Source organism: Kribbella sp. NBC_01484 (genome assembly GCF_036227145.1).
In the GTDB taxonomy this organism is placed as follows: Bacteria; Actinomycetota; Actinomycetes; order Propionibacteriales; family Kribbellaceae; genus Kribbella.
Genome location: NZ_CP109437.1, coordinates 3,037,826 through 3,060,097 on the forward strand (window position 1 = coordinate 3,037,826; position 22,272 = coordinate 3,060,097).

The 22,272-nt window shown below is 68.7% G+C and carries 22 protein-coding genes; 14 read left to right on the forward strand and 8 right to left on the reverse strand.

Annotated features, from left to right (window positions below):
• Positions 1-6: 6 nt before the first annotated feature.
• Positions 7-741 (reverse strand): cupin domain-containing protein, encoded by a 735-nt coding sequence (locus OG555_RS14995; RefSeq protein ID WP_329483490.1) that lies wholly within the window; start codon positions 739-741, stop codon positions 7-9.
• A 302-nt stretch (positions 742-1,043) separates the two neighbouring features.
• Positions 1,044-2,471, reverse strand: a complete 1,428-nt coding sequence (locus OG555_RS15000) for an FGGY family carbohydrate kinase (protein ID WP_329483491.1) — start codon at positions 2,469-2,471, stop codon at positions 1,044-1,046.
• 119 nt (positions 2,472-2,590) lie between these two features.
• Here OG555_RS15000 and OG555_RS15005 point away from each other — a divergent pair, with 119 nt between their 5' ends.
• The 9 genes from OG555_RS15005 (at position 2,591) to OG555_RS15045 (ending at position 11,003) form a co-directional block, all read left to right on the forward strand.
• Positions 2,591-3,484 carry a nucleoside hydrolase gene (locus OG555_RS15005; protein WP_329483492.1) on the forward strand — a complete coding sequence of 298 codons (894 nt, stop codon included), beginning with the start codon at positions 2,591-2,593 and terminating at the stop codon, positions 3,482-3,484.
• Positions 3,481-4,476: a sugar phosphate isomerase/epimerase family protein gene (locus tag OG555_RS15010; protein ID WP_329483493.1), complete on the forward strand. Its 996-nt coding sequence runs from the start codon at positions 3,481-3,483 to the stop codon at positions 4,474-4,476. The genes OG555_RS15005 and OG555_RS15010 overlap by 4 nt, the downstream gene beginning before the upstream one ends.
• On the forward strand, positions 4,473-5,372 hold the full coding sequence (locus OG555_RS15015) for a transketolase (protein ID WP_329483494.1): 900 nt from the start codon (positions 4,473-4,475) through the stop codon (positions 5,370-5,372). The genes OG555_RS15010 and OG555_RS15015 overlap by 4 nt, the downstream gene beginning before the upstream one ends.
• Complete coding sequence (locus OG555_RS15020; protein ID WP_329483495.1) at positions 5,369-6,325, forward strand: transketolase family protein; 957 nt, start codon at positions 5,369-5,371, stop codon at positions 6,323-6,325. Before OG555_RS15015 ends, OG555_RS15020 begins: the two co-directional genes overlap by 4 nt.
• Positions 6,326-6,496: 171 nt before the next feature.
• Positions 6,497-7,471, forward strand: a complete 975-nt coding sequence (locus tag OG555_RS15025) for a sugar-binding transcriptional regulator (protein ID WP_329483496.1) — start codon at positions 6,497-6,499, stop codon at positions 7,469-7,471.
• On the forward strand, positions 7,471-8,811 hold the full coding sequence (locus OG555_RS15030; RefSeq protein WP_329483497.1) for a threonine/serine ThrE exporter family protein: 1,341 nt from the start codon (positions 7,471-7,473) through the stop codon (positions 8,809-8,811). The genes OG555_RS15025 and OG555_RS15030 overlap by 1 nt, the downstream gene beginning before the upstream one ends.
• An 84-nt stretch (positions 8,812-8,895) precedes the next feature.
• On the forward strand, positions 8,896-9,294 hold the full coding sequence (locus tag OG555_RS15035; RefSeq protein WP_329483498.1) for a cyclic nucleotide-binding domain-containing protein: 399 nt from the start codon (positions 8,896-8,898) through the stop codon (positions 9,292-9,294).
• Between the two features lie 40 nt (positions 9,295-9,334).
• Positions 9,335-10,282: an adenylate/guanylate cyclase domain-containing protein gene (locus tag OG555_RS15040; RefSeq protein ID WP_329483499.1), complete on the forward strand. Its 948-nt coding sequence runs from the start codon at positions 9,335-9,337 to the stop codon at positions 10,280-10,282.
• A 4-nt stretch (positions 10,283-10,286) separates the two neighbouring features.
• Entirely contained in the window at positions 10,287-11,003 is a 717-nt protein-coding gene (locus OG555_RS15045) for a GNAT family N-acetyltransferase (protein ID WP_329483500.1), read from the forward strand.
• Here OG555_RS15045 and OG555_RS15050 read toward each other — a convergent pair whose 3' ends face one another.
• Positions 11,004-11,453: a MarR family winged helix-turn-helix transcriptional regulator gene (locus tag OG555_RS15050; protein ID WP_329483501.1), complete on the reverse strand. Its 450-nt coding sequence runs from the start codon at positions 11,451-11,453 to the stop codon at positions 11,004-11,006.
• Positions 11,454-11,506: 53 nt separating this feature from the next.
• Between OG555_RS15050 and OG555_RS15055 the strand changes: the two genes are divergently transcribed.
• Positions 11,507-12,556: a bifunctional NAD(P)H-dependent oxidoreductase/GNAT family N-acetyltransferase gene (locus OG555_RS15055; protein WP_329483502.1), complete on the forward strand. Its 1,050-nt coding sequence runs from the start codon at positions 11,507-11,509 to the stop codon at positions 12,554-12,556.
• Here the strand turns inward: OG555_RS15055 and OG555_RS15060 are convergent.
• Together OG555_RS15060 and OG555_RS15065 are read right to left on the reverse strand one after the other, a co-directional pair.
• Positions 12,553-13,770: a DUF1700 domain-containing protein gene (locus OG555_RS15060; RefSeq protein WP_329483503.1), complete on the reverse strand. Its 1,218-nt coding sequence runs from the start codon at positions 13,768-13,770 to the stop codon at positions 12,553-12,555. The genes OG555_RS15055 and OG555_RS15060 overlap by 4 nt on opposite strands.
• The gene (locus OG555_RS15065; protein WP_329483504.1) at positions 13,767-14,096 is read right to left on the reverse strand and encodes a PadR family transcriptional regulator; all 330 of its coding nucleotides are present in this window, start codon (positions 14,094-14,096) and stop codon (positions 13,767-13,769) included. Before OG555_RS15065 ends, OG555_RS15060 begins: the two co-directional genes overlap by 4 nt.
• A 207-nt stretch (positions 14,097-14,303) precedes the next feature.
• Here OG555_RS15065 and OG555_RS15070 point away from each other — a divergent pair, with 207 nt between their 5' ends.
• Positions 14,304-15,233, forward strand: coding sequence for an AraC family transcriptional regulator (locus tag OG555_RS15070; RefSeq protein WP_329483505.1), 930 nt, complete (start codon positions 14,304-14,306; stop codon positions 15,231-15,233).
• A 65-nt stretch (positions 15,234-15,298) separates the two neighbouring features.
• On the opposite strand, the gene OG555_RS15075 is transcribed toward OG555_RS15070, so the two are convergent.
• Together OG555_RS15075 and OG555_RS15080 are read right to left on the reverse strand one after the other, a co-directional pair.
• On the reverse strand, positions 15,299-16,159 hold the full coding sequence (locus tag OG555_RS15075; RefSeq protein WP_329483506.1) for a DUF559 domain-containing protein: 861 nt from the start codon (positions 16,157-16,159) through the stop codon (positions 15,299-15,301).
• 169 nt (positions 16,160-16,328) lie between these two features.
• The gene (locus tag OG555_RS15080; protein ID WP_329483507.1) at positions 16,329-18,266 is read right to left on the reverse strand and encodes a Xaa-Pro dipeptidyl-peptidase; all 1,938 of its coding nucleotides are present in this window, start codon (positions 18,264-18,266) and stop codon (positions 16,329-16,331) included.
• 147 nt (positions 18,267-18,413) lie between these two features.
• On the opposite strand from OG555_RS15080, the gene OG555_RS15085 reads away from it, so the two are divergent.
• The 3 genes from OG555_RS15085 to OG555_RS15095 all read left to right on the forward strand — a co-directional run bounded on the left by OG555_RS15085 (position 18,414) and on the right by OG555_RS15095 (position 21,401).
• Positions 18,414-19,427 carry a LacI family DNA-binding transcriptional regulator gene (locus tag OG555_RS15085; RefSeq protein WP_329483508.1) on the forward strand — a complete coding sequence of 338 codons (1,014 nt, stop codon included), beginning with the start codon at positions 18,414-18,416 and terminating at the stop codon, positions 19,425-19,427.
• 14 nt (positions 19,428-19,441) lie between these two features.
• The gene (locus OG555_RS15090) at positions 19,442-20,356 is read left to right on the forward strand and encodes a 1,4-dihydroxy-2-naphthoyl-CoA synthase (protein ID WP_328525214.1); all 915 of its coding nucleotides are present in this window, start codon (positions 19,442-19,444) and stop codon (positions 20,354-20,356) included.
• Between the two features lie 79 nt (positions 20,357-20,435).
• Positions 20,436-21,401, forward strand: a complete 966-nt coding sequence (locus OG555_RS15095) for a phage baseplate protein (RefSeq protein WP_329483509.1) — start codon at positions 20,436-20,438, stop codon at positions 21,399-21,401.
• A 3-nt stretch (positions 21,402-21,404) separates the two neighbouring features.
• Here OG555_RS15095 and upp read toward each other — a convergent pair whose 3' ends face one another.
• Positions 21,405-22,046 carry a uracil phosphoribosyltransferase gene (gene upp / locus OG555_RS15100; protein WP_329483510.1) on the reverse strand — a complete coding sequence of 214 codons (642 nt, stop codon included), beginning with the start codon at positions 22,044-22,046 and terminating at the stop codon, positions 21,405-21,407.
• Between the last annotated feature and the right edge of the window lie 226 nt (positions 22,047-22,272).

The following is a 22,272-nucleotide window of genomic DNA, read 5'->3' on the forward strand; positions in this document are numbered from 1 at the left end:
TGCCTCTCACGAAGTGATGTCGTAGATATCGAGGCGACCGCACATGCCGTGCCGGCCGAGCTCGGTGGGGGCGGGGAGTTGATGGAGTTCAGCGGTCTGTAGGTGGGGTGCCGTGCCGGCTTCCAGCGCGTCGAGCGCGGCGCCGGTCTCGTCGGCGAGGCGACGGGCGCCCTGCTCCCAGCGCTTGCGCCAGTCCGCCAGTTGTGGCTGGACGATCCGGACCGCGGCCGCGTAGAAGTCGTCCAGGCCCGACGGGCCGTTCGCGTCGAAGGACTCACGCAGTACGGCGAACCCCTCGACCGCGAGGTCACGCCGGGCCATCGCGGACAGCGTCCGGACCTCACCCTCGCCGGTCAGCGTGGTCGCGTTCAGATAGGTCTCGCGGTCGGTGAGGTGCTCGGGCGGGAGCGTCAGTACGGCGTCGCCGGCCTCGGGGAGACCGGAGTTCGACATCAGGGCGAGGATCTTGAGACCGCCGCCGTTGACCAGCCGGTGGATCGTGCCGGGGTCGAACCAGACGACGGTGCCCACCTGCAGTGGGGTCTCGGCGAAGCCCTTCGGGTTGAGGGTCTGGACCGCACCAGAGCCGGCCACCACGTAGTACCCCTCGGAGCAGGCCAGGTGGACGTGCGGTGCACCGCCGACCAGGCCGTCCGGTGCCTCGATGTCGTACACCGTCAGCAACGAGATGCCGATGCCGCCGGGCAGTGCCGCGGCGGAACCTGGCGCGTATTCGCACATGCCGGCCTCCCTCTCAGCCCCGGAAAGCCCTTTCCAAGGCTTGTGACCGCAACCTTAGGTGGGCTGTCACGAGGAGTCAACCTGTAACGGAAAGCGATCTCCGACCACATCCGGTCAGCTACAAGGAGTCACTTCGGGATCTGAACCGAAGGTGGCGAGGGAGAAGAAAGTGGGGCAAGTGGGAGGAGGGGTGGGTGGGGCACCACGTCCGGTCAGTTGCGGGAGCGAGGGGCCCTCCTGCGCTTTCCGGAAAGAAACCGCCAGGTGCCGGTTTGTTTCCGGAAAGGCGACCGACGCGCCGCTCAGGTGTGGACCGAGGCCACGGCGGCGGCCCACTGGGCGCGGGAAGTGGTGCGGGCTCGGGTGGCAAGGGTGGGTTCGAAGACGCGGTAGGTGCGAGTGCTGGACCAGGTGGTCGACTGGCCGAGAGTGGTCCAGGCGAGTTCGGCGGCGCCGAGGGCGGAGATCTCGGGGACGTCGGCGACCTCGACCGAGTATCCGAGGAGGTCGGCCTGGGTTTGCATCAGGAGGGCGGAGACGGTCGCGCCGCCGTCGGCCCGCAGGCACCGGGGCGTGCCGTCCGAAGCCGGGATGGTTTCCGCGATGTCGCAAATCTGCTGCGCGACCGCGTCGACGGCGGCGCGGGCGATGTGGGCGCGCGTGGTGGAGTTGCTCATCCCGGTCAGCGCGGCCCGGGCCTGCCGGTCCCAGTGCGGCGCTCCGAGACCGGCGAACGCCGGCACCAGAACGACGCCGTCCGCAGCAGGAACCGTCGCCGCCAGCTCCATCAACGCGCCGACACCCGGCAGACCGAGCATCGCGGCCGTCCAGGCGAGCGCCGCGCCGGAAGACACGATGTTCCCCTCTACTGCGTACAACGGCTGGTCGGTCAACCAGGCCAGCGTGCACCCACCCGGGATGAAGCCATCGACCGGAGTCATCACCGACGACCCGGTCCCGTACGTCGCCTTGATCATCCCGGCCCGCACACACCCTTGTCCGTACATCGCCGCATGCGAATCCGCGAGTACGACGACGATCGGGATCCCGTCGCGCAGCCCCGGAACCCCTGCCGTCGCGCCGAATCCGGCGTTCGACGCACGCACCTCCGGCAGCGCCGACCGCGGTACGCCGAATGCGTCCAGCAGCTCGTCCGACCAGTCGAGCTCGCGTACGTCGTACAGCAAGGTCCGTGACGCGTTGCCGGCGTCGGTCAGGTGCTCGCGGCAACCAGTCAGCCGATGGGTCAACCAGGAGTCCACGGTGCCGACACGATCAGCACCCGTCTCCGTCAGCAACCAGTGAAGCTTCGGCGCGGAGAACATCGCATCCACTCGCAGCCCGGTGTGCGAACGCACCAGCTCATCAGCGGATGGAGGCAAGGATGCACACCATGCGGCCGCGCGCACGTCCTGCCAGCCGATGACCGGGCCGACAGCCTCACCCTGGCGGCTCCACCCCACGATTGACTCGCGCTGGGTGGACAAGGCGATCCCGACGATCTCCACCCGCCCCGCGAGCACGCTGTGTTCCGCGGCGGCGAGGCAGGACGCGATCGCCCGCAAGACGCTCTTCCACAGGTCATCGGCGTCCTGCTCGGCCCACCCCGGCCGCGGAGTGGAGAGGCCGACCGGCGCGGATCCGGTCGCCAGCACGCCGCCGTCCGCGCTCACCAGGACCGCCTTCGAGTTCGTGGTGCCCTGGTCGATCGCGAGTACCGCTCGCAGCATCGAACCCTCCGGATCTGACAACTTTCAACCGAGCTCTTGACGGGACTCTAGCCTCGTGACGACACTCGTCGCGATAAACTATGCACTACTGAATATCTATTCGCTGTAAGGGAGCCGCGGTGAAGCCGAGCAGACGGCGGGTGATCATCGATACCGACGCCAAGAACGAGGCGGACGATCAGTTCGCGATCGTGCACGGGCTGTTGTCGCCTACCCTCGACATCCGCGGCCTGATCGCGGCCCACTTCGGCACGCGGCGGTCGGACCGCAGTATGGCGGAGTCGCGGGAGGAGATCGATCACCTGCTGGACCTGCTGGACCTGACCGGTCAGGTCCCGGTCGCGAACGGCGCGCCGACCGGCATCGCGGACGAGCAGACCCCGCTGGACTCGCCCGGTGCGCGGCTGATCATCGAGGAGTCCAAGCTGGCGTCGAAGGACGATCCGCTGTTCGTGTCCTTCCTCGGTCCGCTGACCGACATGGCGTCGGCGATCCTGCTCGATCCGGAGATCGTGCACCGGGACGTGATCGTGATCTGGATCGGCGGGCGCGGGTACTACGGGCACACGTCGTACCCGGGGATCGAGTTCAACCTGTCGAACGACATCCACGCCGCGAACGTGGTGTTCGGCTCCGGCATCACCGTGTGGCAGGTGCCCAGCGACGTCTACACGAAGGTGTCGGTCGGATACGCCGAGCTGGACGAGAAGATCGGCGATGCCGGCCCTCTGGGCAAGTACCTGATCGACCAGCTGCACGAGTGGAACGCGACGTACCACGGCGAACCGATCGAGTCCCGGTCCCTCGGCGACTCGCCGGCGATCGCGCTGATGCTCTACCCGAGCAGCGGGAACCTGCGCGTCCGTCCGGCTCCGCGGTTCGGCGTCGACGGCTGGTACCTGCCCGGCACCAACAACCCGATCAGTGTGGTCGAACAGGTCGACGTCCGGTTCCTGCTCGAGGACATGTTCGCCAAGATCCGCCGCTTCGCCCACCAAAGGAGCACTTCATGACCGACCTGCCGGTCTTCGGCGCGGGTATCTGGCACTTCGCGACCTACAAGGACCGCTACGCCACCGACGGCTACGGGCCGCCGGTGGGGCTGCTCGAGCAGATCGACCGGGCCGGCGCCGTCGGCGACCTGTCCGTGGTCGACCTGAACTGGCCGTTCGCCGGGTACGACGGGACCCTCGACGACGTCAAGGACGTGCTGAAACGCAACAATCTCAAGGCGATCGCGATCACGCCCGAGATCTACACCCGCGACTTCGTCAAGGGCTCGCTCACCAACCCGGACCCCGCCGTCCGCGGGCAGGCGATGGAGCTGTTGCATCAGGCAACGGAATTGGCGAAGGACCTGGGCTGCTCGTACGTGAAGCTGTGGCCCGGCCAGGACGGCTGGGACTACCCGTTCCAGGTCGACTACCACGACATCTGGAACCTGGCGCTGGACGGCCTGAAGGAGCTCGTCTCCGCGCACCCGGACATCAACTTCGTGATCGAGTACAAGCCGCGCGAGCCACGGGTGAAGATCATCTTCCCGAACGTCGCCCGCACGCTGCTCGGGATCGAGAAGATCGGCCTGCCCAACCTGGGCATCCTGCTCGACTTCGGCCATTCGCTCTACGGCCAGGAGACGCCCGCCGACGCGGCCCAGCTGGCGATCGACTACGGCCGGCTGTTCGCCATCGACGTGAACGACAACTTGCGCGGCTGGGACGACGACATGGTCGTCGGCTCGGTGCACCTGGTCGAGACGTTCGAGTTCTTCCACACCCTGCGGAAGAACAACTGGGAGGGCGTCTGGCAGCTGGACCAGTTCCCGTTCCGCGAGGACAGCGTCGAGGCCGCGAAGCAGGCGATCCGGTTCCTGAAGGCGGTGCACCACGCGCTCGATGTACTCGATGACGACGCTCTGGCCGCGGCGCAGGCTTCGCACGACGCCCTGGCCGCGCAGAAGCTGGTGCAGAAGGTGCTGCTGAGTTCGATGGCGGAGCTGGCATGACGCTGACGGTCGAACACACGACCATGCCCGTGCTCGGGCGGCTGCCGATCCACAGCAGCCGCGTCGAGCAGATCGCGCACCTCGCCGAGGCCGCGCAGCAGATCCGGATCCAGGACCTCAAGCTGGTCCACCACGCCGGCGCCGGGCACATCGGCGGAGACTTCTCCGCCATCGACATCCTGACGACCCTGTACGGCGCGGTGCTCGACATCTCGCCCGAGACGGTCGCCGACCCGGAGCGCGACCGGTTCATCCTGAGCAAGGGGCACGTCGCCGGCGCGCTCTACACCACGCTGGCGGCGTTCGGCTTCCTGCCGGTGAGTGAGCTGGCCACGTTCCTGAAGCCGTTGTCCGCCCTGAACGGTCACCCGAACCGGACCAAGGTCGCGGCTGTTGAGGCCAACACCGGCCCGCTCGGACATGGCCTGCCAGTCGCGGTCGGGCATGCCTTGTCGGCCAGGCTCGACATGTCGTTGCGCCGTACGTATGTGCTCGTCGGGGACGGCGAGCTGCAGGAGGGCAGCAACTGGGAGGCGATGATGGCGGCCTCGCAGTACCAGCTCGATCGGCTGACCGTGATCGTGGACCGGAACCGGCTGCAGCAAGGTGCGACCACCAAGGAGACCAACGACCTGGATCCGCTGCCGGAGAAGGCGACGGCGTTCGGGTTCGCGGTGGTGGAGGTGAACGGTCACGACCACGGCGAGCTGCTCGACGTGCTGTCTGCCGTACCGGTCCGGCCCGGCAAGCCGACGTTCGTGATCGCGCACACACACAAGGGCCACCCGATCTCGTTCATGAGCGACAACGTCGCGTGGCATCACCGGGTGCCGGACGCGGCGGAGTTCGAGCAGGCGCTGGCCGAGTTGGCGCGCGACCACAGGCGGTCGGCATGACCATCGTTCACACCTCGATCGCGGACCAGCCGAGGTACGACTGCCGGGACGCGTACGTCGAGACCCTGGCCGAGCTCGCGCACGCGGACCACCGGATCGTCGGCGTGGTGAACGACTCGGTGGGCTCGAGCAAGCTGAACAGCTTCCGCAGGGCGTTCCCGGACCGGCTGATCAACGTCGGCATCGCCGAGCAGGACATGGTCGGGGTCGCCTCCGGGCTGGCCAACGGCGGCCGGATCCCGTTCGTCTCGGCCGCGTCGTGCTTCCTCACCGGGCGCGCGCTCGAGCAGATCAAGGCCGACGTCGCCTACTCGAACACCAACGTGAAGTTGTGCGGTATGAGCCCGGGCGTCGCGTACGGCGAACTCGGCCCCACGCACCACTCGATCGAGGACATCGCCTGGCTGCGGGCGATCTCCGGGTTGACGATCATCGTTCCGGCCGACCCGATCGAGACGGCGGCGGCGCTGCGCTGGGCGGCCACCTCGGACGGGCCGGTGTTCATCCGGGTCAGCCGGATGAGCGTGCCGAAGGTCTACGCCGATGACTACGAGTTCCAGCTGGGCAAGGCGATCACGGTCCGGGACGGGAACGACGTGACGCTGATCAGCAACGGGACCGTGCTGTGGCGGTCGATCGCCGCGGCCGAACGGCTCGCCGAGGAGGGCATCTCGGCCCGGGTGCTGTCGATGCCGACGGTCAAGCCGCTCGACACCGGAGCCGTGGTCGCGGCCGCGCGGGAGACGGCCGGAATCGTCACCGCCGAGGAAGCGGTGTCCGGTGGCGGCCTTGGCGGTGCCGTTGCGGAGACCGTCGTACAGCAGCATCCGGCGCGGGTGTTGATCCTCGGGATCCCCGAGTTCGCGCCCACGGGGTCGGCCGGCTATCTGCTGGACCGGTACGGGCTGTCCGCCGAGGGGATCGCGGACGCGGCCCGCCGGCTCCTCCACTGACGCTTGCGTCCGAAGAAGTGTGGCCTATAGCCCACGCTTCTTCGGACGTTGGCAGGGTGTCAGACGCCGGCTCGGAATTTCACCGACCCAGAGCACGTGTGGTCTTGCAGATTCGGTCTGAGTTTATCTGACCTATAGTCCAGATTCCTGATCGTTTGTTAGGGGGTCGAGGTGAACGCCAACCGCGCAGTGCGTCAGCCGGGGCTGGACGAGCTGCGGTTGCTGGCGAAGGTGGCCCGGATGTACCACGAGAAGGGCATCCGGCAGCCGCGCATCGCCGCCGAGCTGAACCTCTCCCAGGCCCGGGTGTCGCGGATGCTCAAGCAGGCCGTCGAGGTCGGCATCGTGCACACCGTGGTGACCATGCCGAGTGGCGTGCACAGCGATCTCGAGGACGAGCTGCAGGGCCGCTACGGACTGCGGGACGCGGTCGTCGTCGACACCGCGGGGAGCGGGGACGAGGTGCTGCCGGCGCTCGGCTCGGGCACGGCGGCGTACCTCGACATGACGCTGACCGGCGGACACGTGATCGGCATCTCGTCCTGGAGCGAGACGCTGATCAGCGCGGTGGACCGGATGCCGCGCAAGAGCGTGCCGGTGGTGGACAAGGTGGTCCAGATCGTCGGCGGGCTGGGTGACGCGGCGGTGCAGATGCAAGCCACCCGGCTGACCGCGCGGTTCGCCGAGCTGACCGGTGCGATGCCTGTCTACCTGCCCGCGCCGGGCCTGGTCGGGACGCCCGCCGTGCGGCGCGCGATGATGAACGACGTGTCCGTTCGGGACGTTCTGGGCACGTGGGGACAGCTCACCGACGCCCTGGTGGGAATCGGCAGCCTCGAGCCCTCGCCGCTGCTGCAGCGCAGTGGCAACGCGGTCGCCGAGGCCGACCAGGACGAGCTGCGCCGGCTCGGCGCGGTCGGGGACGTCTGTTTCCGGTTCTTCGACGAAGAGGGAAAGCACGTGCGCTCGACGTTCGACCAGCGAGTCATCGGGGTGACCGCGAAGGAGTTGCTGGCGGTGCCGCGCCGGATCGGGGTCGCAGGTGGCGAGCGGAAGTACTCCGCGATCCGCGCCGCGCTGCTCGGCGGCTGGGTCAACATCCTGATCACCGACCTGGCGATGGCCCACCGCCTGCTGGGCGAGTGATGGAGCTCGAGCAGCGGGAGGTCTACCGGACCATCGACCTGGCGTTGCGAGTGGGCGAGGTACTGCTGTCCAGTGGCGCCGGTACGGCGGACGCGACCGCGACCATGCTCGGGGTCACCGCGGCCGGTGGGCTGCGCGGGTGCGAGGTCGACATCACCTTCACCTCGATGACGATCTCCTACCAGGCCGCGGCGGACGTCGCGCCGGAGACGCACATCCGTCTGGTTCGCTATCGGTCCCAGGACTTCTCCCGGCTGACCGACGTCGATCAGTTGGTACGGCGGTTCGCCCGCGGCGACGTGACCCGGGACGAGGCGAGCCGTGAGCTGGCCCGGCTGACCTCGGCGGGTCCGCCGTACTCGCGCTGGAGTGCCGTCCTGGCCTGGGGTGTGATGGCGGGTGGCGCCACGCTCCTGCTGGGTGGTGGCTGGCTGATCACGCTGGTGGCGGTCGTCACGGCGATCGTGATCGACCTGAACAACCGGTGGTTCAGCCGGCAGCGGCTGCCCGCGTTCTACCAGCAGGTGGCCGGCGCCTTCGTCGCGACCGCGGTCGCCCTGATCCTGTACGCCGTCCACGCGCCGGTGAAGCCGTCCCTGGTCGTTGCCGCAGGCATCATCATGCTGCTGGCCGGGATCGCGCTGACCGGTGCGGTCCAGGACGCGATCACCGGGTACTACGTGACCGCGGCGGCGCGCAGTCTCGAGGCGATGCTGCTGACCGGCGGGATCATCGCCGGAGTGTCGCTCGGTCTCGCGATCGGGCTCAAGTTCGGCCTGAGCGTCGGGATCGAGGCGCAGACGATCAAATTGGCGAACCTGCCGATCATGGTCGGTGCGGGCGCGCTGATGGCGGTCGCCTTCGCCTACGCGTCGTACGCACCGCTCCGGGCGCTGCTACCGGCCGCAATGATGGGCGCTCTGGGGTCGCTGGTGTTCACGCTGATGACGCGAGCCTCGTTCGGTCCGGCGTGGTCGACCGCGGCGGCGGCCTTCGCCGTGGGTCTCGGAGGCTATTCGCTCGGCCGGCGGTCGGGAGTACCGCCGCTGGTCCTGGTGGTGTCGGGCTCGATCCCGTTGCTGCCGGGACTGACCATCTACAAGGGGTTGTACGAGCTGATGGGCCTCGGCAACCTGCTCGGCATCTTCAGCCTGGTGACGGCCATCGCCATCGGCGTCGCGCTCGCGTCCGGCGTCATCCTCGGCGAGTACGTCGCGCAGCCGATCCGTCGCGAGGCCCGGCGCCTCGAGGATCGCCTCGCCGGGCCTCGCCTGGTCGGACCACGCCGCCCGGTACGCCGTCGTGCCGGCCGCCCGCGCCGCCGGCGGAGGGTCGAGTGACCTCTGCCCCGGGCAGCCGTTAGAGTTACCGACTGGAAACATCGGCTGATCGCCGGGGTGGCCCGGCGGGCTCGGAGGATCGACGTGGCACTGGGTAGGACATCCCCGCGCGACCTGCCGCTGTTCGCGGATCTGTCCGGACGCGACATCAGGGACATCTTCCGGGCCGGCGAGGAGGTCTCGGTGCCGGCCGGCTGGTCACTGATCCTGGAGCAGACCCCGCCGGACGCGGCGTACCTGATCCTGAGCGGTACGGCGGCGGTGCGGGAGAAGGGCCAGGAGATCGCCGAGCTCGGGCCCGGCGACATCGCCGGCGAGGTCGCGGTCCGGAAGAACACGTTGCGCACGGCAACCGTCACGGCCAAGTCCCGGCTGCAGCTGCTGCACTTCACCCGGGAGAAGTTCGACGACCTGACCCGCCGCCTGCCGGCCTTCCGCGACGCGATCGACGCGACCATCGCCGAGCGCCGCGGTGGTTCCTGACGCCGACCCCGCTGCCGGAGCTCAGGTAGATCTGGCGGGCATGCAGCGGGAGTTCGAGCGGACGCTGCTGGGCGGGGAACGGAAGTTCACCCGGATCGAGGTGTCGGAGCGGGCCGGGATCTCGAGCGCGCGCGCCGAGCGGATGTGGCACGCGCTCGGATTCGCGACCGTGCCGGACGACGAGGTCGCGTTCACCGACGACGACGTCGAGGCGCTGCGGCTGGTGGCGGCATTGGAGGACGACGACTTCATCGATCCGGAGATGGAGTCCTCGCTGGCGCGGAAGCTCGGGCAGACGCAGTCCCGGCTGGCGTCCTGGCAGTCGGCGATGTTCCTGGAGTTCCTGGGCGGGTCGAAGCTGGCGGCGGACGAGGCGCTCGAGGTGGCGGGGATGCTGCTGCCGGCGATGGAGCGGCTGCAGACCTACGTGTGGCGCCGGCACCTGGCCGCGGCCGCCGGGCGGGCGATGGACGGGTCGGACGAGGTGGCGCGCGGGGTGCGGGCGGTCGGGTTCGCCGACATCGTCAGCTTCACCCGGCTGACGCGGAGGCTGACGGAGGCCGAGCTCGGGCAGCTGATCGAGCGGTTCGAGGGGATGGCCGCCGACGTGGTCGCGCTGAACGGCGGCCGGGTGATCAAGTCGATCGGCGACGAGGTGCTGTTCGTCGCCGACACCGCGGCCCAGGGTGCGGCGGTGGCGCTCGCGCTGCAGGACGCGGTGACCGCGGCCGAGGATCTCCCCGAGCTGCGGATCGGGCTGTCCTACGGCACGATCCTGATCCGGCTCGGCGACGTGTACGGCGAAGTCGTCAACCTCGCCGCCCGCCTCACCTCGGAGTGCAAACCCGGCCGTGTCCTGGCCGACCGCGAGCTCGCCGCCGCCCTCGACGGTCACCCCGACTTCCGCCTGCGCCGCCTCCGCCGGGTCTCGGTCCGCGGCTATCACCACCTCACGCCGTACGCCCTCCAACGGCCTGAGGGACAATGATCGGGTGCGCGAGATCCAGACCACTGCTGACCTGATCCGGGCGAGTGGAGGCGATCCGCTGATCGTCTGGGCCGCCCAAGGCTTGGGCCACGGCGTCCGGGCCTGGTACGACGGTGACGCGGTCGCCGTGGCGTCACCGGACCTCTCGAAGCGCGACCGGCTCGCGGTGTCCGGGTCCGCGGAACCGGCCGCTCGGTTGGCGGCCGGCGTCTTGGCCGAGGTCGGACCGAGCTTCCGCCCGTTCGGCTCGGAGGAGCTGCTGCGGGAGCTGGCGGATCGCGTGCCGGGGATGCAGTTCGCGGCCGCGTTCGGCTGGATGGAGACGGTGCAGACTCCGGACGTGACCACGATGGCGGCTTGGCTCGACGGTGACGCCGGGATCGAGGAGTTGCTGGCCGAGGCGTCTCCTTCGTCGTACGCGTGGCCCGGGCGTGGCGGCGTACGGCGCTGGGCTGCGGTGAGCGGTGATGGCGGGGAACTGTTGAGCATCGCGGCGGATGCCTGGAGCGCGCCGGAGGTCGGGTTCCTGGCCGGCGTCGCTACCCGGCCTGTTGCCCGGGGCAAGGGATTGTCCCGGCAGGTGTGCGGGTTCGTCACGGCCGAACTGATCAAGCGGCACGGCCGGGCCGCTCTGATGGTTGACGGTGACAACGCCGCTGCTATCGGGCTCTATCGCAAGCTGGGCTACACCTACCACCGCGTCGCCGCCGCCTTCGTCTGATCAGTCCGGCAGGTCGGCGATCCTGGTCGAGACTCGCTCCAGGACGGCGAGCTCCTCAGGGCTGAGGTGGTCGATGAAACGCTGCCGGACGGAGTCGAGGTGCCCGGGCGCGGCTTCCGCGAGTACGTCGAAGCCGTGGTCGGTCAGGTGGTAGATCGAGCCGCGCGCGTCGGCGGGATCCGGTTCCCGCTCGATCAGGCCGCGGGCCTCCATCCGGGCCGCGTGGTGTGACAACCGGCTGCGCGACCACTGCATCTTCACCGCGAAGTCCTTCAGCCCCCAGCGCCGGCCGGGCTTCTCGGACAGGGTGCTGAGCACCTCGTAGTCCGCGGTGGACAGGCCGAGCTGGTTCAGGTCACGGGCGAGCCGGGACGGGACCACGGTCAGCAACCGGCGTACCGCACGCCAGGCCCGCTCCTCGTCGGAGTCCAGCCAGCGCGTCTCGGTCACGGGTCCGATCGTACTTCTTTGACGTGTCAAAGAACAGGTGTACGCTCGTTGACATGTCAAAGACAATTCTGCTGGTCATTGCCAGCACTCGCCCCGGGCGGCTGGGGCCGGCGGTTGCGCAGTGGTTCGCCGGTGCCACGGCGGAGGTGGCGGCCGAGCTCGGGGTGCGCCTCGAGGTGGCGGATCTGGCCGAGGTCGGCCTGCCGTTCCTCGACGAGCCGGAGCATCCGTCGAGCGGGAACTACGTGCATGAGCACACCCGGTCCTGGAGCCGGCGGGTGGCGGCGGCGGATGCCCTCGTCTTCGTGACGAGCGAGTACAACTACGCGATGCCGGCCACGCTCAAGAACGCGTTCGACTATCTGTACGCCGAGTGGGCGTGGAAGCCGTGCCTGTTCATCGGGTACGGGAACACCTCGGCCGGGACCCGCGGTGTCCAGATGGCTCGGGGGGTGGCGGCGTCCTTGCGGATGCTGCCGATCGGGAGCGACATCTTTCTCCGGATCGCCGATGATCTGCAGGATGGCGTTGTGATCAACTCGGAGCGATTGGCCGTGCGGGCCGGCGATGCGTTGCGCCAGCTCAGTCGGGTGGCCGGCGTCCTGCGGCCGTTGTACCGGGAGGACACGGGGACAAGTGCGCTCGAGTCGGCCGCGATCGTGCCCGCTGTGCTCGGGGATGCGGCCGAACTGTTGGTGCTGCAGCGGTGCTGCTGGGTCGACGAGGCGATCGCCAACTCACGGCTCGATCTGCCCGCCCTGGTGGAGTCGGAGGCCGAGGTCGTAGCCGGTCTGCGCACCTGGTCCACCTGGTGCGTGCGATCCGCCGGCCGTCTCGTCGGCTCGGTGCGGGCGCGGCGTGAGGGGGACAGTTGGGAGATCGGCCGGCTGATGGTTGCCCCGGACCAGCGTCACACCGGCTTGGGCCGGCGCTTGCTGGCCTTCGCCGAGGCCCAGGCGCCGTACGGAGTCACGGCCGCTGGGCTGTTCACCGGCGAACACAGCGACCGCAACATCCAGCTGTACCAAAAGGCCGGTTACACGCTCTCCACCGAACCCGCACCGGCCGGAGCCGTCCGCCTCACCAAGCCGCTGGCTGCTTAGCGGCTGGGCTGCACCGTCAGCGTGACGCCCGGGCGCGCGGGCGACGGCTTCGGGGTCGGTCCGGAGCTGGGCTTCGCGGTCGGGGTCGGCTCTGTGCGGGTGGCCGGCGCCGGGGGCGGGACGAACGGGGCCTTGCTGGTGTCCTTGCAGTTCTCCGGGTCCGAGTTGCCGTTCTCGTCCGGGCTGACCACGGCCTGCGGGAAGAGGTTGCTGGTCGTGTCCCGGTCGCCGGAGCCGTAGTTCGTCGCGCAGTCCTGCAGCGGCAGGCTGATCGGGTTGCCGTCCTGGTCGTACAGCCGGACGTCGACCTGCTTGCCCTGGGCATCGAACGGGTAGATGTTCGAGACCTGCTTCCCGTCCAGCGTGAGGCCGTTCGACGGCGGGTTGTACGCCGACGAGCCGCCGCGGTAGTCGTTGTAGTTGGAGAAGACGCCGAACGACGTACCGGCGTACGCGGCGGCGAGGAAGGCCGGGACCGCGATCGCCGCGACGACGTTGAGCGGTACGACGTACCAGAGCCAGCGCCGGTCCTGCTGCGTCTTGCGGCCGATCCAGATCGACACCGCGGCGCCGGCGATCGAGCCGACCACCGTGACCGAGTTCGCGCCGAACAACGCGAAGAAGCCGCCGGCGCCGATCACACCGCGGGCGACCCACCAGACCGGCTGGCCGATGCTGACCAGCTCGCGGCGGGCATGCGGCGGGATCTGCTCGATCCACGCGTGGATGGCGGCGGTGCCGCGGGCACCGTGCGGGGTGTCGAGGACGATCCGCGGGTCGTTGCCGTGCAGCGCCCGTACGCCGAGGAAGGCCCCGCCGAACAGCACCGCGAGCCCGAGCAGACCGAAGAACGCGGTCGCGTCCTGCTGCCACGCGAAGATGCCGACGGCAATGAAGAACGGTCCGGCGGTGGCCGCGATCAGGCCCCAGCGCAGCGCCTTCCAGCCTGAGTCGAGATGGGCGTCGCCGACCGGCTGGGTGCGCGGTGGATACCCGGCCGCGGTGCGCAGTTCGTCGGCGTACTGCTGTGGTGTGCCCAGCCGCTCCTGCAAGGCCGCGATGGTCGGCTCGCCCTCGAACTCGGCGGCCACCTCGGTGAGGTGACCACTGACGTCGTCGAGCACGTCCTCCAGTTCGCCCGGTGGCAGGTCGCTGAGCTCGGCCCGCACCTGGGCCAGGTAGATCGCGACCGCTCCGGTCAGGGTGCTGTTCACGCGGCCTCCTTCTCCAGCAGCAACACCGACATGGTGTCGGCGAAGTGGTTCCAGGTCTTGGTGGACTGTTGGAGCAGTTCGCGGCCGGTTTTGTTCAGCCCGTAGTACTTCCGGTGCGGCCCTTCCTCACTCGGCTGCACGTACGACGTCAACGCGCCGGCCGCGAACAACCGCCGCAACGTCCCGTACACCGACGCGTCCGCGACATCCTCCAGCCCGGCGGCCCGGAGCCGCCGCAGCACGTCGTACCCGTACCCGTCGGCGTCCCGCAACACGGCAAGCACCGCCAGATCCAGCACGCCTTTGAGCAACTGGCTCGTGTCCATCCCAACCTCCCTAACGCACCGGAAGGCCGGACCCCTCAGACCGCCCTCCCGGTGCTCTACTGACCACACTACTACACACTGCGGAGTACTCCGGTAGGCAGCACCCGGCGCGACCGCACGGGGTGCGCGAGTGATCGCCTCGGGCGTGATTGACAGGTCCGCAATTTCGATCAAATGCGGCGGGGGTGGGTCGGGCACAGTGGGGGCATGGCAGATGTGTTCGAGGAGTTCGTGGCGGTGGTGGCTGAGGGGATGGCCGGGCCGGGAACCGCCGTGGTGAACGGGGCCGGGCTGGCCGGGCGGGTGCATTTGTCGCGGTTCCATTTCGATCGGGTGATCGGGGCGGTGGCAGGGGAGTCGCCGTTCGCGTTCCGGCGGCGGGTGTTGCTGGAGCGGGCGGCGTACCGGTTGCTGGTTGAGCAGGTCGCCGTACTGGATGTGGCGGTGGAGGCCGGCTACGGGTCGCACGAGGCGTTCACTCGGGCGTTCGCCAGGGCTTATGGGATGTCGCCGCGGGAGTGGCGGCGGGAGGCGTCGCGGGTGTTCTTCCTGACGGCGCCGAGTGGGGTTCATTTTCAGCCGCCGGCGGGTTTGAGGCTGCCGGCGCGGACAGAGGTGAGAGGGATGGACGTACTGGTCAGGATGGTCGAGCATCACGTCTGGTTGACCGGCGAGATGATCGAGCGCGGCGCCCGGCTGGACGCGGCGGCGCTGGACCGGCCGATCGAGTTGTCGGTGGAAGGGATCGACGACGACATCTCGATCCGGTATCTGCTGGATCGCCTGGTCTGGCAGGAGGAGATGTGGCTGGCGTCGGTGGAGGACCGGCCGTTCCAGGTGCCGGAGTGCGGGCGGCAGGTGGTCACGCCGATCTCCGAACTGCGTGAGCGGCACGCGATCGCCGGTTCCCGCTTCGTTGCCCTGGTCAACCAGTTGAACGAGGAGGGCCGTTTCGACGAGAGCTTCGTCGACACCACCTGCGAACCACCACGAGTCTTCACGTACGGCGGCATGGTCGCGCACCTACTCACCTTCGCCGCCCACCGCCGCTCCCTCCTGATCGGCGCCTTCTACACCGCCGGCATCACCGACCTGGGCTTCGGCGACCCCATGCAGTACGTAGCCGAAGGCAAGTAACTCGCCGAGTCGTGGATCCAGGCTGCACGCCAAGCGGCGAGTCGGAGCCGGATTCCACGACTGGGTCACGCGGCGAGTGGGTGGCGGCGGGTGTGGAGGTCTTGGGAGATGCGGGCGATGACGGTGTCGGGGGACTGGAGGAGGTCGTGGGCGGTGATGACGCGGACGAGCCAGCCTTCGCGCTCGAGGTTCTCGCGCCGGCGGATGTCTCGCCGCCACTGGCGGATGTCGAGCAGGTGGTGCTGACCGTCGTACTCGATCGCGATCTTGAGATCCGGGTAGCACAGGTCCGGTCGCGCCAGCCAGCCGCCGTCGGAGTCATAGATCACGCGGCCGACCTCGGGCTCGGGGAGACCGGCCAGGACGAGCAGGAGCCGTAGCCGCGACTCCATGGGCGAGTCGACCCCGCGCCGTACGAGTGCAGCCGCTTCCCGGGCGAGCCGGACACCACGTACGCCGATCGCCGCCGACGCCATCTCTCTCAGGTGCTCGGGGTCTGCCCCAGCACGCCGTACGAGCGAATCCCCGGCCGTGACGAGTTCGGTCAGGTCGCAGTACGGCGCCACGTCGAGGAACGTGCGGTCGGGGGGCGTCAGCGGCAGTCCGACCCGCAGCACGCACTCGAGGTTGTGTACTTCGTGAACGCGCAGACCACGGATGCGCGGCAGGGTTCGATGGGGATCACGGCGGACACTCACATGTACGTCGTCACCGGCCGGTGCGTCCGCGACCCACAAGTTCAAGGCGGTGTGGTGGCTCATCACGGCACCAGGCATCAAAAGCAATGCGGCCTCGGCGCGCAACCGAGGCGTCACCGCGACACTGGCAGCCACGTACACAGACCCCAGCACTCGGCGGTATCCCACACCACGCAACACCCCGCGCGACATCCCCGCCGCCTGTGCCTGCGCCGCCGTGAACAACATCCCACCATTCTCCCAGCCCTACGACCACCCCATCCCCTTTATCCACAGGGACTTCGAGTCGTGGCATCTGGCGGGAGTTACGAAAACCGAGTCGTGACTCAGGGCTGCGCAACGGCGATGGAATCAACCCAAATCCACGACTCGGCGAACGGGGCGGGGTCAGACCACGTTAGTTGGTGGGGTCGTGGAGGTCGGGGCGTTGGGTGGGGGTGGTGATGTCTACGTCGATGGGGGTGAGTTTGGTGGGGGCGGCGATCGTGCCGGAGGTGACGGGGAGGTTGAGTTTGCTGCCGGCGAGGTCGATGTCGATGGTGGCGCCGGTGTCGTTGGGGCTGGTCCACTCGGTGTCGGACAGGGTGATCGCGAGGCCCAGGATGCGGCCCTTCGGGATCACCTCGTCCTGGGCGCGGAGGGGGACGGTGACGGTGGTCCACTGGCCGGGGGTGAGCGGAGTCGGCTTGCTCAGGGACTTGCTGTGGGCGGCGTCGATCCAGCCGCGGCTGACGATGCCGTGGTCGCTCTGTGCGGTCAGCTTCTCGACGGTGTAGTAGCAGCTGTCGTCATAGTCCGTACTCGCGCCTTCGCAGGAACTCACGTCGGTACGCCGGACCCCGGTGTACCGCTGGGCGTCGCCGTACTCGATCAGGCGGGCGGTGACCGGCGTCGTGGACGAGTCGGACTTGAGCTTGAGCGTGACCGACGACGTACCGCTGATGCGGATCGGCACCGGCAGTGGCGCGGACAGGAACGTCTGCCGGCCGGCGATCACCGTGGTCGGGTCGGCGACGATGTCGTCCTCGGTCAGGTCCGGGTCGTCCGTGATCGTCACCGATCCTTTGCCCTGGGCACCTAGTTTGCCCGCGGACAGCGGCACGGAGATGGGACGGTTCACGGCCGGCCAGGTCTGGTAGTTGCGCCAGACATCGGGCGCGGTCTCGATCGTTGCCATCGGCTCCTTCATGACGCCGTTCTGCAAGCCCTGCAGCCAGTAGTCGAACCACTTGTGCAGCTCGTCCACCCAGGCGTCACGACGGAACTCGAAAGGATCGACGTGGTCTTCAAGACCCAGCCACAGCTTCCGGGGCACGTTGTTCTTCGACAGTGCCGTCCACCACTGCGAGAAGTGGTTCGTCTGGACGTTGTAGTCATTGAGCCCGTGCGTCATGAAGACCGACGCCTTCACCTTGCCAGCGTCCTTCAGGTAGTCACGCTCAGACCAGAAGGCGGTGTAGTCGCCGGTCTCGTCGTCGTCGTTGTCACCGAGCTCGCCCCGAACCGCTTCACAGGCAGGGCTGTCGTGACCGACGTAGCCGCCGAGCCAGGGCATGTAGTCGTCGGAGTACGGTACGCCGCCGGAGCGGGTGTAGTCGTACCACGAGGAGATCGCCGAGATCGGCACGATCGTCTTCAGGCCTTTGACGCCGGTCGCCGCGACCCCGTTCGCCAGGGTGCCGTCGTACGACTTGCCGATCATCCCGACGGAGCCGGTGGTCCAGGTCGCCTTGACCTGGCGGCCGTCCGCGGTGTGCGCGGTGTTGCGGCCGTTCAGCCAGTCGATCACGTCGACCACGGAGTCGATCTCGTCCTTGCCGCCGACGTCGCCGCAGCCGGTCGAGCGGCCGGTGCCGACGATGTCGACGCCGATCACCGCGTAGCCCCGCGGGACGAAGTAGTTGTCGTAGTACAACGGCATCTTCTGGATGACGCCGTTCGCGTCGTACGTCTTCTTCTCGCTCTCGTTGCCGCGACCACAGCACGAGTAGTACGGCGAAGCGTCCATGATCACCGGGATCTTCACCCCGGCCAGCGCGGTCTCGACCGGCCGGACGATGTCGACGGCGATCACGTCGTCCTTGCCGTCGGAGTCGGTGTCCATCGTGGTGTCGACGTACACGGACTCGCGGATCGCGGCGTCGTAGTCGTAGACCGGCTGAGTGCTCTTCGTGGCCGTGTCGATGTGCTCCGGCACGCTCGGAGTGGCGGCCGGTCCGGCGCCGGCACCGGGGTCGTCCGGGATCGGGGCAGCCATGGCCGGACCGGTCACGGTCGCCAGGCTGAGCACGGTGGACGAGACCAGGATCGTCACCCTGGCGCGGACGGTCGTCATGGCTCGGAAGGCTAGTCACTCCCGCGCCGCAAAGCCAGGTTCTGCCGAGATTGGTAAGCACTTCCCGGCGACACAGCGTAACGAGACACTGATTCCGATAAGGTGACCGCCACCACCCCTGGGGGGAGAGCAGGAAAGGGTAGGCCAGTGAATCTGCGAGCACCGGTGACATTGCTGGACGTGGCACAGCGCGCGGGCGTGTCGGTGGCGACTGCCTCCCGCGTGCTCAACGGCGGGGATCGAGTGCCCCGCCCCGAGTTGCAGGAACGGGTCAAGGCGGCCGCGGACGAGCTCGGCTACACGCCGAACGCGCAGGCGCAGGCGCTGGCGAAGTCGTCGACGAACCTGGTCGGCATCCTGGTCCACGACATCGAGGACCCGTACTTCGCCGCGATCGCGAACGGCGTGATGCGCGCCGCGGACGAGCGCCATCTGCTGGTGATGATGGCCAGCACGTTCCGGGACTCGGAGCGCGAGATCGCTTATCTGTCGTCGTTGCGGGCGCAGCGGGCGCGGGCCGCGGTGATGATCGGCAGCCGGCGGACCGACGCCGAGAGCCTGGCCCGGACCGCGACCGAGGTCGAGACGTTCCTCAGCTCCGGTGCCGGTTTGGCGCTGGTCAGCCAGTCCGGCATGCCGGCCCACACGATCGAGCCGGACAACCGTTCCGGCGCGGCGGCGTTGGCGCGCGAGCTGATCGGGCTCGGCTGGCGGAAGTTCGCCGTACTGGGTGGGCCGGACACTCTCGCCACGGCGCGGGACCGCCGGGACGGATTCGTTGCGGGACTGGCCGAGGCCGGATTGCAGCCGGTGGCGGTCGAGGCCGGCGAGTTCACCCGCGACGGTGGGTACGCCGCTGCCGGGGTGCTGCTGGATCGGCAGGCCGACGTTGACTGTCTGTTCGCGGTGAACGACGTGATGGCGGTCGGTGCGATGTCCGCTTTGCGTGCGCGCGGGGTCGATGTACCTGGCCGGTTGGGAGTGGCCGGATTCGACGACATCGCCACGCTGCGGGACGTGTGGCCGGGACTCACGACGGTCCGGCTGCCGCTGGAGCAGATGGGCCGGCGGGCGCTGGAGCTGGCGATCGAGGGCGGCGACGCGACCACCGAGACGTTCAAGGCCGAGGTCGTCCTGCGGGAAAGCACCGCACGCGGCTGAAATATGCTCGCGGCGTGACCGATGCCGCGCATGTCTCCGAGATCTTCGACCCGTCGGCCTGGAAGCAGGTGGACGGTTTCGACCTGACCGACATCACCTATCACCGGGCGGTCGACGCCGGGGTGGTGCGGATCGCGTTCAACCGGCCTGAGGTACGCAACGCGTTCCGGCCGCACACCGTCGACGAGTTGTACCGGGTGATGGACCACGCGCGGATGTCGACCGACGTCGGTTGCGTGCTGCTCACCGGCAACGGCCCGTCGCCGAAGGACGGCGGGTGGGCGTTCTGCTCGGGTGGCGACCAGCGGATCCGCGGCAAGGACGGTTACAAGTACGCCGAGGGCACCACGGCCGAGAGCATCGATCCGGCGAAGGCCGGGCGGCTGCACATCCTCGAGGTGCAGCGGTTGATCCGCTTCATGTCGAAGGTCGTCATCTGCGTCGTACCGGGCTGGGCCGCGGGCGGCGGGCACAGTCTGCACGTGGTCGCGGACCTGACGCTGGCGTCCGCGGAGCATGCGCGGTTCAAGCAGACGGACGCGGATGTCGCGTCGTTCGACGGTGGCTTCGGGTCGGCGTACCTGGCCCGGCAGGTCGGGCAGAAGTTCGCGCGGGAGATCTTCTTCCTCGGTGACGAGTACTCCGCCGAGGACGCGTACCGGATGGGCATGGTGAACAAGGTCGTGCCGCACGCCGAGCTCGAGACGGTCGCGCTCGAGTGGGGCAAGAAGATCTGCGCGAAGTCGCCGACCGCGCAACGGATGCTGAAGTACGCGTTCAATCTGATCGACGACGGACTGGTCGGGCAGCAGCTGTTCGCCGGCGAGGCGACCCGCCTCGCCTACGGCACCGACGAGGCCGCCGAGGGTCGCGACTCGTTCCTGGAGAAGCGCCCGGCGGACTGGTCGCCGTACCCTTATGCGTTCTAACACTGATCTCTGAGTAGTTCGCAGAAAAATTCGTGCGGACTGCTGACAGTTCGCGGTAAAACGCTTACGGTCGGGCGATATGGACAACCTCTCCCGCCGTGGATTGCTCACTGGTGCCGGTGCGATGCTCGTCGCAGGCGCGGTCGGCCTACCGGCCTCCGCCCGTACGCTCGACCTGCTGCCCACGCGACGCTTCGCCTTGGACGGACCGGGCGGTGAGCTGTTCCGCAGCAAGCCGCTGGCCGATGTCACCGTCATGCAGTCGATCGCGTTCGACACCTGGAACCAGCGGCTCTTCACCGGTCAGCTGCGCTCGAAGACCGGCGCCAACAGCGGCGACCTGACCCTGACCCAACTGACGATGAGCGGTGACGTCGTCGGCCACATGTACCTGAGTGGGTTCGGCCACGCCGTCTCGATCGGAGCCGAGACCGTCGGGCGTACGACGTACCTGTGGACCGAAACCGACGTGGACACGGCCAACGGGCGTGGCCGGCAGATCGCCCGCTTCCGTTGGCAGGACGGCGCGACGCTGACCAAGGACTCCCCAGGCCTGCGGAAGTGGAAGCCGGTCGCGGACGGCGCCGTGTTCACACCCTCGGTGGACCAGCGGCACGGCCGGATCGGGATCCGCCACACGCTGGCGGACGGCTTTCACATCAACGTGTACTCGCTGGCGGCCGCGCGGGCGGGCAACTTCTCGAATCCTGTTGCCTCGTTCAAGCAACCGCCGATGACCGCCGACATCGACTTCCAGGGCTGGGCACTGTACGGCTCGTACGTCTACCTCTGGGAAGGCGAGGCGCACGCCGGCGAACCCGATCCGGAGAAGGCGACGTCGAAGCTCTGGTGCTACGACATCAACTCCGGCGAGGTCGTCCAGTCGGTGAAGATCCTGGACGGTGCCGACCTGGTCTACCGCGAGGCCGAAGGCGTCGGTGTGTACGTCGACCACCTTGGAGCCCCGCGGCTCTGCTTCGGGTTCGCCTCCGGCGTCACTGGTGACCGCCGGGCCAACCTCTTCTACCGGACCAAGCTCGTCTGAGTGCTACTGGGCGACGCCGTACAGCCGGTCCCCGGCGTCGCCCAGGCCGGGCACGATGTAGCCCTTCTCGTTCAGATGCGAGTCCATCCCCGCGATGACGAGGTTGCACGGGATGTGGAGATCGGCCAGCTCCTGCTCGATCCGCTGCACGCCTTCGGGCGCCGCGAGCAGGCAGATCGCGGTGATGTGGTCGGCGCCCCGGTCGACCAGGAACTGGATCGCCGCGGCCAGCGTGCCACCGGTGGCCAGCATCGGGTCGAGCACGTAGCACTGCCGACCGGACAGGTCCTCCGGCAGCCGTTCGGCGTACGTCGAGGCTGTCAGGGTCTCCTCGTTCCGGATCATGCCGAGGAAGCCGACCTCCGCGGTCGGCAGCAGCCGGGACATACCCTCGAGCATGCCGAGGCCGGCCCGCAGGATCGGGACCACCAGCGGCTTCGGCGCGGTCAGCTTGACGCCCTGGGCCTCCGCGACCGGCGTCTGGACGGTGACCGGACCGGTGCGGACGTCCCGGGTCGCCTCGTAGGCGAGCAGGGTGACGAGTTCCTCGGTCAGTCGCCGGAAGGTGGGTGAGTCCGTGTGCTCATCCCGCAGCGCGGTGAGCTTGTGGGCGACGAGCGGGTGGTCCACGACGAGGATCTGCATAAGCCGGAACGGTACCGTCGGCGATTCGCGGCGGGAAAGCGCGCTCGCTGTCAGAATCGACTGTGCTCTGCTTTCCGGGCACCGGAATCTGCCCCCTGCCGGCGCGTCCGGCTCCGGCGGCTCCGCGTGGCCCTGCGGAGAGCGACGTACGGTCACTGACCGTTGACCGGTGTTCGTGGATCTGATATCGCGTCGAGATCGCGAATGCCTCCCGTGCGGAGCGCTT